This is a genomic window from Phenylobacterium sp. (assembly GCF_030651185.1).
Taxonomy (GTDB): Bacteria; Pseudomonadota; Alphaproteobacteria; order Caulobacterales; family Caulobacteraceae; genus Phenylobacterium.
This window is the reverse complement of the sequence record NZ_JAUSCJ010000029.1, coordinates 160,769-173,847: the sequence shown is the minus strand read 5'-3', so window position 1 is coordinate 173,847 and position 13,079 is coordinate 160,769. Positions and strand designations below refer to the sequence as shown.

The following is a 13,079-nucleotide window of genomic DNA, read 5'->3' as shown; positions in this document are numbered from 1 at the left end:
CGGGGCGGCGCTTCTTGAGGCCAATCAAGGCGTCAGCAAGGCCGGCGCATCCATCCAACGCGCGAGGCGTTGTGTCGGCTGAGGGACTTAAGGATTCTGGAGGCTTGGCTATGCGTCGTACGCTTTTGATTTGCAGTTTGGTGGCGGCTGCCGCCGCCGCACCCACCCTGGCCAGCGCGCGCAGCGCCTGTGACCAGCGCGCACACGACCGAAAGGTGACCGGCACCGTGCTGGGCGCGGTCGGCGGCGCCCTGATCGGCAACGCCGTCGGCGACGGCAAAGGCGCCGTCATCGGCGGGATCGGCGGCGCGGTGGTGGGCAACCAGCTGGCCCGCACCAAGTGCGACACCGGCCGGACCTACACCCGCGCCAGCAACCGCGCCACGTCGCGCAATTCCGACTACCGCCAGGCCTCCAACGCCTGCCGCATGGTCAGCAAGCCCTATTATGACGACCGCGGCCAGGTCAGCTACTATCAGACTCGCGTGTGCGGCCAGTGACCCCCGGCATGAAAACCGTGAGCCTGGCGATCCTGGCCGCCCTGTCGCTCACCGCCTGTAGCGACAACGACGGACCTCGGGTGGCCAAGGGCATCTGCACGCCCTTCGCCGCGGCCCCGGCCGCCACGCCGACCACCGCCGGCGTTCCGGCCCTGGCGCCGGTCGCCGTGGTCGATGGCGCGGGGCCCGTGGAGGACTGCCTGCATCGATGGGCCTACAGCCTGGCCGGCGCCGACGACACCGCCGACGTGGTGGCCGACGCCGCCGTCGCGGCCTGCAGCTCGGCGATCTCCAGGTGGAACCAGGCCTCGCTCTCGGGCCCCGCCGGCCCCGCCGACGCCATCAGCCTGGTGACCGGCGAACCCACCAGCGCCATCGTCGAACACCGCAACTTCGCCGACTCCCGCGCCCTGTTCTTCGTCGTCCAGGCCCGCGCCGGGCGCTGCGCCCCGCCCCCGCCCGTGAAGGGATAGTCCGGCGCTCCGAGCCCGGCCGCGCGCCGGGCTCGGAGGCTTGCTCGACAGGGAGGCCTGGACAAGCCGGGCCGATTTCCGCCAGCTTGCGGCGCCGGCATCCCGAGCCAGCCCGTCGCCAAGCTCAAGGATCCCGCCATGACCATCGAGCTGGGCATCATCGAGGGCTATTACGGCCATCCTTGGAGCTGGCAGGACCGCCGCGACCAGGTCGCCGCCCTGGCCCCCCACGGCTACGGCTTTTACATGTACGCCCCCAAGGCCGACCCTTACCTGCGCCGCGCCTGGCAGCAGGAGCATCCGGCGGAGATGGGCGCCGAGCTGATCGCGCTGGCCGACGTCTGCGCCGACCATGGCGTCCGCTTCGGGGTGGGCCTCAGCCCCTTCGAGCTCTACCGCGACTTCAACGCCGACGCCCAGGCCGCCCTGGCGCGAAAGCTCGCCTTCTTCGAGGTTCTGGGCGTCCAGGACCTGGGCATCCTGTTCGACGACATGCGCGGCGACCTGCCCGACCTGGCCGCCACCCAGGTTGAGATCCTGCACTGGATCGCCCAGCGCACCACGGCGACCCGCATCGTCGCCTGCCCCACCTACTATTCCGACGACCCCGGCCTCGACCGGGCCTTCGGCGCCCGCCCCGCCGACTATCTGGAAGATTTCGGGCGGCTGCTGGACCCGGCCATCGAGGTCTTCTGGACCGGTGAGGAGGTCTGCTCGCGGGAATACACCCCGGGCCACCTGGCCCGCGTCACCCGGCAGCTGGGCCGCAAGCCGTTCCTCTGGGACAATTATCCGGTCAATGACGGGCCGCGCATGTCGCCCCACCTGCACCTGCGGGCCATGACCGGCCGCCCGGCCAGCCTCGCGCCGCACCTGGCCGCCCACGCGGTGAACCCCGCCCTGCAGCCGATCCTGTCGCGCATCCCGGCCATCAGCCTGGCCCAGAGCTACCGCGAGGGTGACGCCTACCAGTACGGCCAGGCCTTCCTCGCCGCCGCCAATGAGGTGCTGGGGCCAGAGCTCGCCCGCCGCGTCCAGGGCCACCTGACCCTGCTGCACGACACCGGCCGCGACCGGCTCGGCGAGGCCCTGCCGGCCCTGCGCGCCCGCTACGCCGCCTTCGACCATCCCGGCGCGCGGGAGATCGTCGCCTTCCTGGACGGCGCCTATGTCATGACGGCGGAGATGATGGCCGAGGAACCCTGAGGCTCAGGCCCGCGTCGGCAAAGACTGGTTTGACGAAGCCTAGGCTTCGTCAAACGGCGGCGGCAGCTGACCCGCCTTGAACAGGATCACCGGATTCTCGTCATAGTCGCCCAGCTCGGCGTCGGCGGAGGCCGAGAAGGCCACGACCCCCAGCCGGGTGTCCGACAGCCGGTCGGCCTTGCGCCGGGCCTCTTCGGCGGACTTGCAGATGACCACCGGCTCGGCCTTCAGCGCCTTGCCCTTGCCGGCGATGTAGGACTGCACCAGGTGGACGGTCTCGATGGCCACGCGCGGCCTACTTCTTCAGGACGTTGGGGGTCCAGCCGGCCGGCGCATTGTCCTTGGGCTTTTCAGCCTTGGGCTTGCGGACTTCCTTGTTGCTCTTCTTCTGACCCTTGGCCATGTCGGTGTCCTCATCAGGTGGTGCGTTGCCGCGACTCTAGCACACCGCCGCCTCGCCCCTCCGGCGAATTCGGCGCCGCCCCTGGGCGCCCAAGCGTCAACTTGCCTAGAGTGGCGCATAACACGCGTCATCCCGGCCAAGCGCAGCGCAGAGCCGGGATGACGGCCTTGGGGGAAGACACGAACATGGACCGGCCCAGCCTGCCTGCCAAACTCATCATGGCCGCGGCCATCCTCGGCGGCGTCAGCTTCCTGGCCGCCAACCGCTTCGCCTTGTCCGACACCACCATGATCGTCTGGAAAGGCTCCGGCGTCGCCCTGCTGGCGGTCTATGCCGCCACCCGCGCCAAGACCCTCGACGGCTGGCTGCTCACCGCCGTCATGGCGCTGGGCGCCACCGGCGACGTGCTGCTGGAGACCCACGGCCTGATCACCGGCGCCGTGGCCTTCCTGGCCGGCCACCTGGTGGCCATCGCCCTCTATCTGCGCAACCGCCGCCCGGCCCTGCAGCGCAGCCAACTGCTGCTGGCGATCCTGATCATCCCGGCCACGGTGGTCATCGCCTACCTGCTGCCCGCCGACCGCGCCGGCGCCCCCGGCATCGCCCTCTATTCCACCGGCCTGGCGGCCATGGCCGCCACCGCCTGGATCAGCCGCTTCCCCCGCATGAGCGTGGGCCTCGGCGCCCTGATGTTCGTGGCCTCGGACCTCTTCATCTTCGCCCGCACCGGCCCGCTCGCCGGCCTCGCCTGGGTCAGCCCGGCGGTCTGGGCCCTCTACTTCGCGGGGCAACTGCGGATCTGCCTGGGGGTGGCGAGGACCCTGGCGCAAGAGAATACCTAAAGGTGTAATGGCTCCCGGCACAAGCCGAGGATTGCCCGCCCGGCCGCGCAATCCTGCAAGGGTGCATAGAAAAACTGCATGGCGCAGCGGGACCATATCGGCGTCTTTCCCCCATCGAAATTGTGGGAATAGAAATGTCCGAGTTCATCCGCCCCGGCCAGCGCGCGGAGCGCCTGCTGTCCGCCACCGCCCTGGCCGCCCTGCTGTTCGCCGCGGCGCCGGCCCATGCGACGGACGGCTATTTCGCCCACGGCTACGGGGCGGCCTCGAAGGGCATGGCCGGCGCGGGCCTGGCCTATCCCCAGGACAGCCTGGCCCTGGCCACCAACCCGGCTGCCGCCACGGCCTTGGGGAACCGTTGGGACGTGGGCCTCGACGTCTTCAAGCCGACCCGCACAGCCGCTTTCCGCGGGACGGCCCAGGACCGGGCCTATGACGGCGACGGCAATCCGGTGTCCTTCATCCCCGAGGCCGGCTGGGTCAAGCAGGTCTCCGACCGCCTCGCCGTCGGCATCGCGGCCTACGGCAATGGCGGCATGGTCACCGACTACAAGACCAACCCCTTCGCCCGCTTCGGGGCCACCGGCGCCGGCGGGGTGGAGCTGCAGCAGCTCTTCATCTCCCCCACGGTCGCCTACCGGTTCGCAGACGGCCACAGCCTGGGCCTGTCGGTCAATCTGGCCGGCCAGACCTTCCGCGCCCGCGGCCTGGGCCCCTTCGCCGGCTTCTCCCAGGACCCCGCCCACTTCAGCAACCAGGGGGTCGACAAGGCCTTCGGCTACGGCCTGCGCCTGGGCTATCTCGGCCAGCTGACCGACCGCCTGTCGCTGGGCGCCTTCTGGCAGTCGGAGACCAAGTTCGACGCCTTCGAGAAGTATCGCGGCCTGTTCGCCGAAGGCGGCGACTTCGACGCGCCCTCGACCTACGGCCTCGGCGTGGCCTTCAAGGCGACGCCGAAGCTCGACCTCGTCGCCGACTGGCGCCGGATCGAGTTCAGCAAGGTCAAGTCGGTGGGGACGCCCATCGCCGGCCTGTTCGCCGGCCATGCCTTCGGGGCCGACAACGGCCCCGGCTTCGGCTGGCGCGACGCCGACGTCATCAAGCTGGGCGTCAATTACAAGATCGACGACCAGTGGCAGGTGCGCGCCGGCTACGACCACAGCGACAATCCGATCCCCGCCGACCAGACCCTGTTGAACATCGTCGCCCCGGCGGTGGTCACCGACCAGTTCACCCTCGGCGCCACCTGGACCCGGCCCTCGGGCCTGGAGATCAGCGGCTACGCCATGTATGCGCCGGAGAAGACCCTACGCGGCGCGGGCTCGATCCCGCCGGCCTTCGGCGGAGGGAACGCCGACCTCTCGATGAGCGAGACCGTGGTCGGGGTGAGCTTCGGCTGGAAGCACTAGGGCGGAACCGACCATGCACCCCTTCCTCCAGTCGCTGATCGGCGGCGGCCTGATCGGCCTGGCCAGCGCCGGACTGCTGCTGACCAACGGCCGGATCGCCGGGATCAGCGGCATCCTCTCCAACGCTGCGGCCCTGCGGCCCGGCCTGTGGCGCTGGGCCTTCCTCGCCGGCCTGGTGTCGGTGGGCGTCGCCGCGGCCTGGCTGCGCCACCCTGCCCCGCCCGCCCTGGCGGCCTCGGGGACGCCGCTGCTGATCGCCGCGGGCCTGCTGGTGGGGGTGGGAACCCAGCTTGGCAACGGCTGCACCAGCGGTCACGGGGTCTGCGGGCTGTCCAACCTCTCGGCGCGGTCGCTGACGGCGACGGCGATCTTCATGGCCGTGGCCGGGCTGACCGTGTTCGTCACCCGCCACGGCGGCGGCCTGTTGGCGATGGTGAGGCCATGAGGGTGCTCACCGCGGCCCTGTTCGGGGTGATCTTCGGCCTGGGCCTGCTGATCTCGGGCATGCTGGATCCGGACAAGGTGCTGGGCTTCCTCGACGTGGCCGGCGCCTGGAACCCCCAGCTGGCCTTCGTCATGGGCGGCGCCATCCTGGCGGCCTTCCCGGCCTTCCTGATCGCGCGCCGGCGGACCACGACCCTGTTGGGCGAGCCCTTGAAGCTTCCCGACCGCTGGCCCCTGGACCGGCGGCTGGTGATCGGCTCGGCCCTGTTCGGCGCCGGCTGGGGCCTGGCGGGCGTCTGCCCCGGCCCGGCGATCGTCCTGCTGGGCCTGGCCGGAGCCCCGGCCTGGATCTTCGCCGGGGCCATGCTCGCCGGGCTCCTCGTCGCCCGCACCCTGGCCCCGGCGCGCGCCGGCGGGGGCGACAACTAGACCCGCCGGCCCGGGCGGGCAGGCTCAGGCCGCAAGAGAATCACCACCCCCGCCAGCCGGATGGCGGCCGGCGCGGACCCTCACGGCTCGCTCCACCAATCCCTCTCCTTCTCCGGGTCCACCTTCGCCAGCGGCCCGCGCCCGATGGTGGCCAAGGCCTCGTCCTCGGTCATGTCGAACTCCTGGACCACCACCACCCACGGCGGCTTGTCGGGGTCTTCCGCGTCGCCTGGCAGCGGCCGCCGCGGCCCGTAATTTTTCGGCGCCAGCATCGAAGCCGTCCAGCGCAGGGTCTTGATGCGCAGGGCGTCGGCCCGGGCCGTGGTCTCGGTGGACTCGAGCGCGATCTCCAGCATGGCGTCGGCGAAGATGTCGGCGGCGACGGCCTTGGCCTTCAGATAGGCGTCGTGGAAGCCGTCGTCGGCCCGGATCCAGTGATAGATGGTGGCCGCGCACGGCATGTCGGCGTCGGCGCCGATGGACAGCACAGTCTCGCCCGCCGCGATCCGCCGCAGGATCACCCCGCCCAGTTCGTCGCTATAGGTGGAGACTCGCCCGCCGCGCCCGTCCTTGCGGGGCCGCAGGGCCCGGCGCCAGCGCCGGTCCTCGTCTTCGGCCCGGTCCCGCGTCCGCCGCTCGCCCCGCGCCTGGTTCCGCGCCGCCTCATAGGCCTGCGCGAAATCCGGCTCCCGCTCGCGCCACTTGTAGATCGCCTGCACCGAGGGCATCCCCGGCTCGCGCCCCAGGGACGCCTCGCTCTGCCCGGCCGCGATCCTCTCGCAGATCAGAGTCCCGAGCGCCGGCGAATAGCGCACCTGCGGACGGCGGTCGGAACGCCCGAACGGCGGCGACTTGGACGACATGGGCATCTGCGGAGACTGTTTGGGGAGGATCGCAGTCTCTCACGGACGCGTTAATCCGTCAAGAACAAAAAGTGAACAAACCAGCGTCATCCAGGCGCTCTAATTCCTCCCCCTCCGGGGGAGGGGGACCGCGAAGCGGTGGAGGGGGCTAGGCTCGCGCCACCTCAACGGCCCAAGCCCCCTCCGGCTCGCGGCTTACGGCCTCGATCCACCTCCCCCGATACGGCCTGCGGCCTGGGGAAGGAACTTCGGACTCCAACCGGCCTTCAGATAGGCGTCGTAGAAGCCGTCAGCGGCATCCCATAGGCGCCGTCAATCCGTTCGTGTGGTTCGTGTGGTTCGTGGTCCGATCTTGCGATCTCGACGTTCTGCGGCGGAGCGATGGATCCTCGGGACGAGCCCGAGGATGACGGCCAGGGGCGAGGCGTAGGACGCGAGCCCCTACTTCCCCCGCTCGTAGTTCAGGATCGGCGCCAGCCACTTTTCGGCGGTCGCCAGGTCCCAGCCCTTGCGGCGGGCATAGTCCTCGACCTGGTCCTTCTCGATCCGACCGACCCCGAAATAGTGCGCCTCTGGGTGGCCGAAATAGAGCCCCGACACGCTGGCCGGCGGGTTCATGGCGAAGCTCTCGGTCAGCTCCATGCCGGTCTGGGCGGGCGCGTCCAGGATGCGGAACAGCTCGGCCTTCTCGGTGTGGTCGGGCTGGGCGGGATAGCCGGCGGCCGGGCGGATGCCGCGATACGTCTCGCCGATCAGCGCCTCGATATCGAAGGGCTCGTCGGGGGCGTAACCCCACAGTTCGGTGCGCACGCGGCGGTGCAGGGCCTCGGCGAAGGCCTCGGCCAGGCGGTCGGCCAGGGCCGCGGCCAGGATCGCCGAATAGTCGTCGCCCTTGTCCTTGAAGGCCTTGGCCACCTCGAGCTCGCCGTGGCCGGCGGTCACCGCGAAGCCGCCGATCCAGTCGCGTTCGCCGATCGGCGCCACGAAGTCGGCCAGCGCCACATTGGCCCGGCCGCCCTCCCCCTTGGCCATCTGCTGGCGCAGGGTGTGCAGGCGGGTCAGCTCGACGGTTCGCGTCTCGTCGGTCCAGACCACCACGTCGTCGCCGTCGGAATTGGCCGGCCAGAAGCCCACCACCCCGCGCGCCTCGAACCACTTCTCGTCCACGATCTGCTTGAGCATGACCTGGGCGTCCTTGAAGAGGTCGGTGGCGGCCTTGCCCACCACGTCGTCCTCGAGGATCTGCGGATAGCGGCCGATCAGCTCCCAGCTGGCGAAGAACGGCGTCCAGTCGATGTGTTTGGCCAGATCGGCCAGGTCATAGGCCGTGAAGGTCCGGGTCCCCAGGAAGCTCGGCGGCGTCGCCTGCCAGCCCGAGGGCTTGAAGCTGTTGGCCCGCGCGTCGGCCAGGGTGGCGCGCACCCGGTTGGTGTTGCCGCGCGCGAACTGCTCGCGGACCTTGATGTAGTCGGCCCGGGTCTCGGCCTGGATCCGCGCGCTCTCGGTCTTCGACAGCAGGCCCGAGACCACGCCCACGGCGCGGCTGGCGTCCAGCACATAGGTGGTGGAGCCGCCCTGATAGCCGGGCTCGATCTTCACCGCCGTGTGGGTCTTGGACGTGGTGGCGCCGCCGATCAGCAGCGGGATCTTGAACCCGCGCCGCTCCATCTCGCTGGCCACATAGACCATCTCGTCCAGGCTGGGCGTGATCAGGCCCGACAGGCCGACGATGTCGACATTGTGGGCGATGGCCTCGTCCAGGATGCGGTCGCAGGCGACCATCACGCCCAGGTCGATGACCTCGTAATTGTTGCACTGCAGGACCACGCCGACGATGTTCTTGCCGATGTCGTGGACGTCGCCCTTGACGGTGGCCATCAGGATCTTGCCGGCGTTCTCGCGCGGCTTGCCCTCCTTCTCGGCCTCCATGAACGGCATCAGGTAGGCCACGGCCTGTTTCATCACCCGGGCCGACTTCACCACCTGCGGCAGGAACATCTTGCCCGAGCCGAACAGGTCGCCCACCACGTTCATCCCGTCCATCAGCGGACCTTCGATGACGTGCAGGGGGCGCTCGACGGAGAGCCGCACCTCCTCGGTGTCGGCCTCGATATAGTCGGTCAGGCCGTTGACCAGGGCGTGGGCCAGGCGCTTGGCCACCGGCAGTTCGCGCCAGGCCAGGTCGGGGCCCTTGGCCTCGGACTTGCCGCCCTTGTACTTCGGCGCCAGCTCCACCAGCCGCTCGGTGTTGGAGATATTGGTCCGCTGCGGGCGGTTGAGGATCACGTCCTCCACGGCCTCGCGCAGCTCCTCCGGGATGTCGTCATAGACCGGCAGGTCGCCGGCGTTGACGATGCCCATGTCCATGCCCGCGGCGATGGCGTGATAGAGGAACACCCCGTGGATCGCGCGCCGCACCGGCTCGTTGCCGCGGAAGCTGAACGAGACGTTGGACACCCCGCCCGAGATCCGGGCCAGCGGCAGGGTCTGCTTGATGACCCGCACCGCCTCGATGAAGTCGACGGCGTAGTTGTTGTGCTCGTCGATCCCCGTCGCCACGGCGAAGATGTTGGGGTCGAAGATGATGTCCTCGGCGGGGAAACCCACCTCGTCCACCAGAATGCGGTAGGCCCGGGTGCAGATCTCGATCTTGCGCTGGGCGGTGTCGGCCTGGCCGACCTCGTCGAAGGCCATCACCACGACGGCGGCGCCATAGCGCAGGCAGGCCTTGGCCTGTTCGCGGAACTTGTCCTCGCCCTCCTTCATGGAGATCGAGTTGACGATGGCCTTGCCCTGCACGCACTTCAGGCCGGCCTCGATCACCTCCCACTTGGAGCTGTCGATCATGATCGGCACGCGGGCGATATCCGGCTCGGCGGCGATCAGGTTTAGGAACGTCTTCATGGCCGCGACGCTGTCCAGCAGCCCCTCGTCCATGTTGATGTCGATCACCGAGGCGCCGGCGTCCACCTGCTGGCGCGCCACGCTGAGCGCCGCGGGGTAATCCCCCTCGGCGACAAGCTTACGGAATTTGGCCGAGCCGGTGACGTTGGTCCGCTCGCCGACGTTGATAAAGATTGGGCGCATTTAGCTCACGAACCTGATGGACTTGTAGATAAGGAAGAGGCCGCCGCCTCCGTCTCGGGGCGGGCGGTATGCACCGACGGCGTCCAGGACGCGAACCGCCACAGCGGTCATCTCCCAGCCGAGGCTGTTGAGGTCGTCATCGGTCAGGAATTCGGTCGTCAATTGTTCGATCCGGTTCTCCGAGCCGAAGGCCCGGACCTTTTCCATGTCCTCGACGACCGATCGGGGCCAATGTTCGTTGGCCCAACCCCACATCCAGTCCCTCGGACCCGTTGATCCGACGACCTGGATGTCCGCGACGACCTTCGGCGCTCCGTCTTCTGAGAACGTCAGCGTGCCGGCGTCGACGTCGTAGTCCCAACGCGGCCATGAGCCGATTCGGTGGCTCGCCTTGAGCGCATCCTGCTTGGCCATGAGCTCGTGGAAAGCGTCGTGCCGCCAGTCCGCATACCAATCCGGCGCTCTCATCACGCCAGCTCGAACGGCTCCAGCCCGGCCAGGCGCATGGCCTTGGGCCGCTCCGGAATCTGCCGGGGCTTAACACCCTTCACGGCCTCGGCCACGTGGCGAATGTGATCCGGCGTCGTGCCGCAGCAGCCGCCCAGGATGTTGACCAAGCCCCGCGTCGCCCACTCGTGCAGCTCGTGCGCCGTCTGGTGAGCCTCCTCGTCGTATTCGCCAAAGGCGTTGGGGAGGCCCGCGTTGGGATAGGCGCTCACCAGGGTGTCGGCCACGCGGCTGAGCTCGGCGATGTGGGGCCGCATCAGGTCGGCGCCCAGGGCGCAGTTCAGGCCGATGGCGAAGGGCTTGGCGTGCTTCACCGAGTTCCAGAAGGCCTCCACCGTCTGGCCCGACAGGGTGCGACCCGAGCGGTCGGTGATGGTCCCGGAGATCCAGATCGGCAGGGGCTCGTAGCCCTCGTCCTCCATGTCCAGGATCACCTTGATGGCGGCCTTGCAGTTCAGGGTGTCGGTGATGGTCTCGATCAGGAACATGTCCACCCCGCCGTCGTGCAGGGCGATCATCTGCTCGCGATAGGCGGTGTAGACCTCGTCGAAGGTCACCAGCCGCGCGCCGGGATCGTTCACGTCCGACGACATCGACAGCATCTTGTTCAGCGGCCCCACCGAGCCGGCCACGAAGCGCGGCTTGTGCGGCTCCCTGGCGGTCCAGGCGTCGGCCCGCTCACGGGCGATCCGCGCGCCCTCGAAGTTGATATCGCGGACCGCGCTCTCCAGCTCGTAGTCGGCCTGGGCGATGGTGGTGGCCGAGAAGGTGTTGGTCTCGCTGATGTCGGCGCCGGCGCCGTAGTACTGGTCGTGCAGGTCGCCGACGATGTCCGGCCGCGTCAGGCACAGGATGTCGTTGTTGCCCTTCAGCTGCCCCGGATGGTCCTTGAACCGCTCGCCCCGGTAGTCGGCCTCGTCCAGCTTGCGCTTCTGGAACATCACCCCCCAGGAGCCGTCCAGGATCAGCACCCGCTCACGCGAGATTTGCTTCAGCTTTTCAATACGTTCCAAGCGCGGGCTCATGCGGCTTTCTCCGTCGGCTCTTCCCGCACGCCCAGCACCCGGCAGATGGCGTAAACGAGGTCGGCCCTGTTCAGGGTATAGAAATGGAAGTCGGCGAACCCCTCCTCCACCAGCCGCGCGCACATCTCGGCGGCGACGGAACAGGCCAGCAGCTTGCGGGTCTCGGGATCGTCGTCGAGGCCTTCGAACAGATTGCCCAGCCAGCCCGGCAGGGTGACGCCGATGCGCTGGGACATGTTCTTCAGCCCCTCATAGCTGCTTACCGGCATGATGCCTGGCAGGATCGGGACCGTGACCCCGGCCTTGCGGATCTTCTCGACGAACCGCAGGTAGCCGTCGATGTCGAAGAAGAAGTTGCTGATCGCCCGGGTGGCCCCGGCGTCGATCTTGGCCTTCAGCACCTCGATGTCGTGATCCTCGGACGGGCTTTCCGGGTGGATCTGCGGATAGACCCCGACGCTGACATCGAAGTCGCCGATCGCGCGGATGCCGGCGGTCAGCTCTGTGGCGTTCTGGTAGCCGTCGGCGCGGGGCGTATAGGCGCCGCCCAGCGAGCCCGGCGGGTCGCCGCGCAGGGCCACGATGTGGCGGATGCCGGCGTCCCAGTAGTCCTGGATCACCTCGTCCACCTCGGCGCGGCTGGCCTCGACGCAGGTCAGGTGGGCGGCCGGTCGCAGCGTGGTCTCGTTGAGCATCCGCACCACGGTCCGGTGCGTGCGGTCGCGGGTCGAGCCACCCGCCCCATAGGTCACCGAGACGAAGGACGGGTTCAGGGGCTCCAGGCGGCGGATCGCCTCCCACAGGCTCTCCTCGCTCTTCGGCCCCTTGGGGGGCGAGAACTCGAAGGAGACCGACGGACGTTTGGCCAGGCCGGCCCCGGCGCGGGCGACGGGCCCTAGCGCGGTTTCCAGGGGGCTCATGCGGCGGTCCTCTCGGCTTGGCGGACGCGCTCGGCGGTCCAGATCTTGACGGTCAGGCCCTCGCCCCGGGCGGGCGGCAGGGCGGCGGCGCGGACCTTGGTCAGGCCCGCCTCATTGAGCCAGCGCTCCATCTCGGCTTCGGCGAAGCCGAGCCTGCGGTGCTGGTGCTGTTCGCGCAGGAATTCCAGGCTGTGGGGGGCGAAGTCGACGATAATCAACCGCCCGTCCTCGGCCACCAGCCGGGCCGCCTCGCGCACGGCGGCGGCGGGGTCCCCCAGATAGTGCAGCACCTGATGCACCACCACGAGGTCGGCGCTCTGCCCCGGCAGGCGGGTGCCGAAGATGTCGCCGTGGCGCAGCTCGCAACGCTCCAGACCAGCGTCGGCCACGTGGCGGCGCGCGATGTTCAGCATCTGCTGCGACAGGTCCAGCCCAACGGCGGCTTGGGCATGCGGCCCGAGCAGCGTCAGCATGCGGCCCGTGCCGCTGCCCAGGTCCACCAGCCGCTTGAACGGGCCCGGTCCGGCGGCCTTCAACACCGCGGCCTCGACGGCAGTCTCCGACACATAGAGCGAGCGGATCTCGTCCCAACGGGCGGCGTTGCGGGCGAAATACTCCCCGGCCTCGGTGGAGCGCTCGGCGCGCACCTGCTGCAGCCGTTCGGAGTCGCGGATCAGGATGGGGTCGGCGGGATCGACGGCGGCCAGGGTCTCGTCGGCCAGCCGCCGCGCCAGACCGCCGGCCACCAGCCGGTAGAACACCCAGGCGCCGTCCGGGAACCGCTCCACCAGGCCGGCCTCGGCCAGCAGCTTCAGATGGCGCGAGACACGGGGCTGGCTCTGGTCCAGAACCTTGCACAGTTCCAGCACCGCCAGCTCCTCATGGGACAGCAGGGCGAGGATGCGCAGCCGCGACGGCTCGCCCGCCGCGCGCAACACTTCCACAGCCTGGATCGCAGAGAGACTCATTGA

The 13,079-nt window shown here is 69.4% G+C and carries 15 protein-coding genes; 7 read left to right on the top strand and 8 right to left on the bottom strand.

Annotated elements, in window-relative coordinates:
- The first annotated feature begins 140 nt into the window (after positions 1–140).
- The 3 genes from Q7J39_RS14060 to Q7J39_RS14050 all read left to right on the top strand — a co-directional run bounded on the left by Q7J39_RS14060 (position 141) and on the right by Q7J39_RS14050 (position 2,179).
- The gene (locus Q7J39_RS14060) at positions 141–500 is read left to right on the top strand and encodes a YMGG-like glycine zipper-containing protein (protein WP_304826140.1); all 360 of its coding nucleotides are present in this window, start codon (positions 141–143) and stop codon (positions 498–500) included.
- A gap of 8 nt (positions 501–508) precedes the next feature.
- A complete protein-coding gene (locus tag Q7J39_RS14055; RefSeq protein ID WP_304826138.1) occupies positions 509–973 on the top strand; it encodes a hypothetical protein in 465 nt (154 codons plus the stop codon).
- A 138-nt stretch (positions 974–1,111) separates the two neighbouring features.
- Positions 1,112–2,179, top strand: coding sequence for a beta-N-acetylglucosaminidase domain-containing protein (locus Q7J39_RS14050; RefSeq protein ID WP_304826135.1), 1,068 nt, complete (start codon positions 1,112–1,114; stop codon positions 2,177–2,179).
- 39 nt (positions 2,180–2,218) lie between these two features.
- Here the strand turns inward: Q7J39_RS14050 and Q7J39_RS14045 are convergent, their stop codons facing one another.
- Together Q7J39_RS14045 and Q7J39_RS14040 are read right to left on the bottom strand one after the other, a co-directional pair.
- The gene (locus Q7J39_RS14045; protein WP_293495182.1) at positions 2,219–2,467 is read right to left on the bottom strand and encodes a hypothetical protein; all 249 of its coding nucleotides are present in this window, start codon (positions 2,465–2,467) and stop codon (positions 2,219–2,221) included.
- Positions 2,468–2,474: 7 nt separating this feature from the next.
- A complete protein-coding gene (locus tag Q7J39_RS14040) occupies positions 2,475–2,582 on the bottom strand; it encodes a hypothetical protein (protein ID WP_304698916.1) in 108 nt (35 codons plus the stop codon).
- Positions 2,583–2,767: 185 nt separating this feature from the next.
- On the opposite strand from Q7J39_RS14040, the gene Q7J39_RS14035 reads away from it, so the two are divergent.
- The 4 genes from Q7J39_RS14035 to Q7J39_RS14020 all read left to right on the top strand — a co-directional run bounded on the left by Q7J39_RS14035 (position 2,768) and on the right by Q7J39_RS14020 (position 5,706).
- Positions 2,768–3,424, top strand: a complete 657-nt coding sequence (locus Q7J39_RS14035) for a lysoplasmalogenase family protein (protein ID WP_304826128.1) — start codon at positions 2,768–2,770, stop codon at positions 3,422–3,424.
- Between the two features lie 134 nt (positions 3,425–3,558).
- Complete coding sequence (locus tag Q7J39_RS14030; RefSeq protein WP_304826125.1) at positions 3,559–4,833, top strand: OmpP1/FadL family transporter; 1,275 nt, start codon at positions 3,559–3,561, stop codon at positions 4,831–4,833.
- A 13-nt stretch (positions 4,834–4,846) separates the two neighbouring features.
- Complete coding sequence (locus Q7J39_RS14025) at positions 4,847–5,278, top strand: YeeE/YedE family protein (RefSeq protein ID WP_304826122.1); 432 nt, start codon at positions 4,847–4,849, stop codon at positions 5,276–5,278.
- Positions 5,275–5,706 (top strand): DUF6691 family protein, encoded by a 432-nt coding sequence (locus Q7J39_RS14020; protein WP_304826119.1) that lies wholly within the window; start codon positions 5,275–5,277, stop codon positions 5,704–5,706. The genes Q7J39_RS14025 and Q7J39_RS14020 overlap by 4 nt, the downstream gene beginning before the upstream one ends.
- 80 nt (positions 5,707–5,786) lie before the next feature.
- Here the strand turns inward: Q7J39_RS14020 and Q7J39_RS14015 are convergent, their stop codons facing one another.
- From Q7J39_RS14015 to Q7J39_RS13990, 6 genes are all read right to left on the bottom strand, one after another.
- Entirely contained in the window at positions 5,787–6,569 is a 783-nt protein-coding gene (locus Q7J39_RS14015) for a hypothetical protein (protein ID WP_304826116.1), read from the bottom strand.
- 441 nt (positions 6,570–7,010) lie between these two features.
- Positions 7,011–9,656, bottom strand: coding sequence for a methionine synthase (gene metH, locus Q7J39_RS14010; RefSeq protein WP_304826113.1), 2,646 nt, complete (start codon positions 9,654–9,656; stop codon positions 7,011–7,013).
- A complete protein-coding gene (locus Q7J39_RS14005; RefSeq protein WP_370690070.1) occupies positions 9,657–10,124 on the bottom strand; it encodes a DUF6882 domain-containing protein in 468 nt (155 codons plus the stop codon).
- Positions 10,124–11,188 (bottom strand): homocysteine S-methyltransferase family protein, encoded by a 1,065-nt coding sequence (locus Q7J39_RS14000; RefSeq protein ID WP_304826107.1) that lies wholly within the window; start codon positions 11,186–11,188, stop codon positions 10,124–10,126. Before Q7J39_RS14000 ends, Q7J39_RS14005 begins: the two co-directional genes overlap by 1 nt.
- Complete coding sequence (metF, locus tag Q7J39_RS13995; protein ID WP_304826103.1) at positions 11,185–12,108, bottom strand: methylenetetrahydrofolate reductase [NAD(P)H]; 924 nt, start codon at positions 12,106–12,108, stop codon at positions 11,185–11,187. Before metF ends, Q7J39_RS14000 begins: the two co-directional genes overlap by 4 nt.
- Positions 12,105–13,076, bottom strand: coding sequence for a metalloregulator ArsR/SmtB family transcription factor (locus tag Q7J39_RS13990; protein WP_304826098.1), 972 nt, complete (start codon positions 13,074–13,076; stop codon positions 12,105–12,107). Before Q7J39_RS13990 ends, metF begins: the two co-directional genes overlap by 4 nt.
- Positions 13,077–13,079 lie beyond the last annotated feature (3 nt).

Coding starts and splice junctions, on each gene's coding strand:
- Q7J39_RS14035 (WP_304826128.1), top strand. CDS start 2,768: ATGGACCGGCCCAGCCTGCCTGCCAAACTCATCATGGCCGCGGCCATC.
- Q7J39_RS14030 (WP_304826125.1), top strand. CDS start 3,559: ATGTCCGAGTTCATCCGCCCCGGCCAGCGCGCGGAGCGCCTGCTGTCC.
- Q7J39_RS14040 (WP_304698916.1), bottom strand. CDS start 2,582: ATGGCCAAGGGTCAGAAGAAGAGCAACAAGGAAGTCCGCAAGCCCAAG.
- Q7J39_RS13990 (WP_304826098.1), bottom strand. CDS start 13,076: ATGAGTCTCTCTGCGATCCAGGCTGTGGAAGTGTTGCGCGCGGCGGGC.
- Q7J39_RS14000 (WP_304826107.1), bottom strand. CDS start 11,188: ATGAGCCCGCGCTTGGAACGTATTGAAAAGCTGAAGCAAATCTCGCGT.
- Q7J39_RS14055 (WP_304826138.1), top strand. CDS start 509: ATGAAAACCGTGAGCCTGGCGATCCTGGCCGCCCTGTCGCTCACCGCC.
- Q7J39_RS14005 (WP_370690070.1), bottom strand. CDS start 10,124: ATGAGAGCGCCGGATTGGTATGCGGACTGGCGGCACGACGCTTTCCAC.
- Q7J39_RS14015 (WP_304826116.1), bottom strand. CDS start 6,569: ATGTCGTCCAAGTCGCCGCCGTTCGGGCGTTCCGACCGCCGTCCGCAG.
- Q7J39_RS14050 (WP_304826135.1), top strand. CDS start 1,112: ATGACCATCGAGCTGGGCATCATCGAGGGCTATTACGGCCATCCTTGG.
- metF (WP_304826103.1), bottom strand. CDS start 12,108: ATGAGCCCCCTGGAAACCGCGCTAGGGCCCGTCGCCCGCGCCGGGGCC.
- Q7J39_RS14020 (WP_304826119.1), top strand. CDS start 5,275: ATGAGGGTGCTCACCGCGGCCCTGTTCGGGGTGATCTTCGGCCTGGGC.
- metH (WP_304826113.1), bottom strand. CDS start 9,656: ATGCGCCCAATCTTTATCAACGTCGGCGAGCGGACCAACGTCACCGGC.
- Q7J39_RS14025 (WP_304826122.1), top strand. CDS start 4,847: ATGCACCCCTTCCTCCAGTCGCTGATCGGCGGCGGCCTGATCGGCCTG.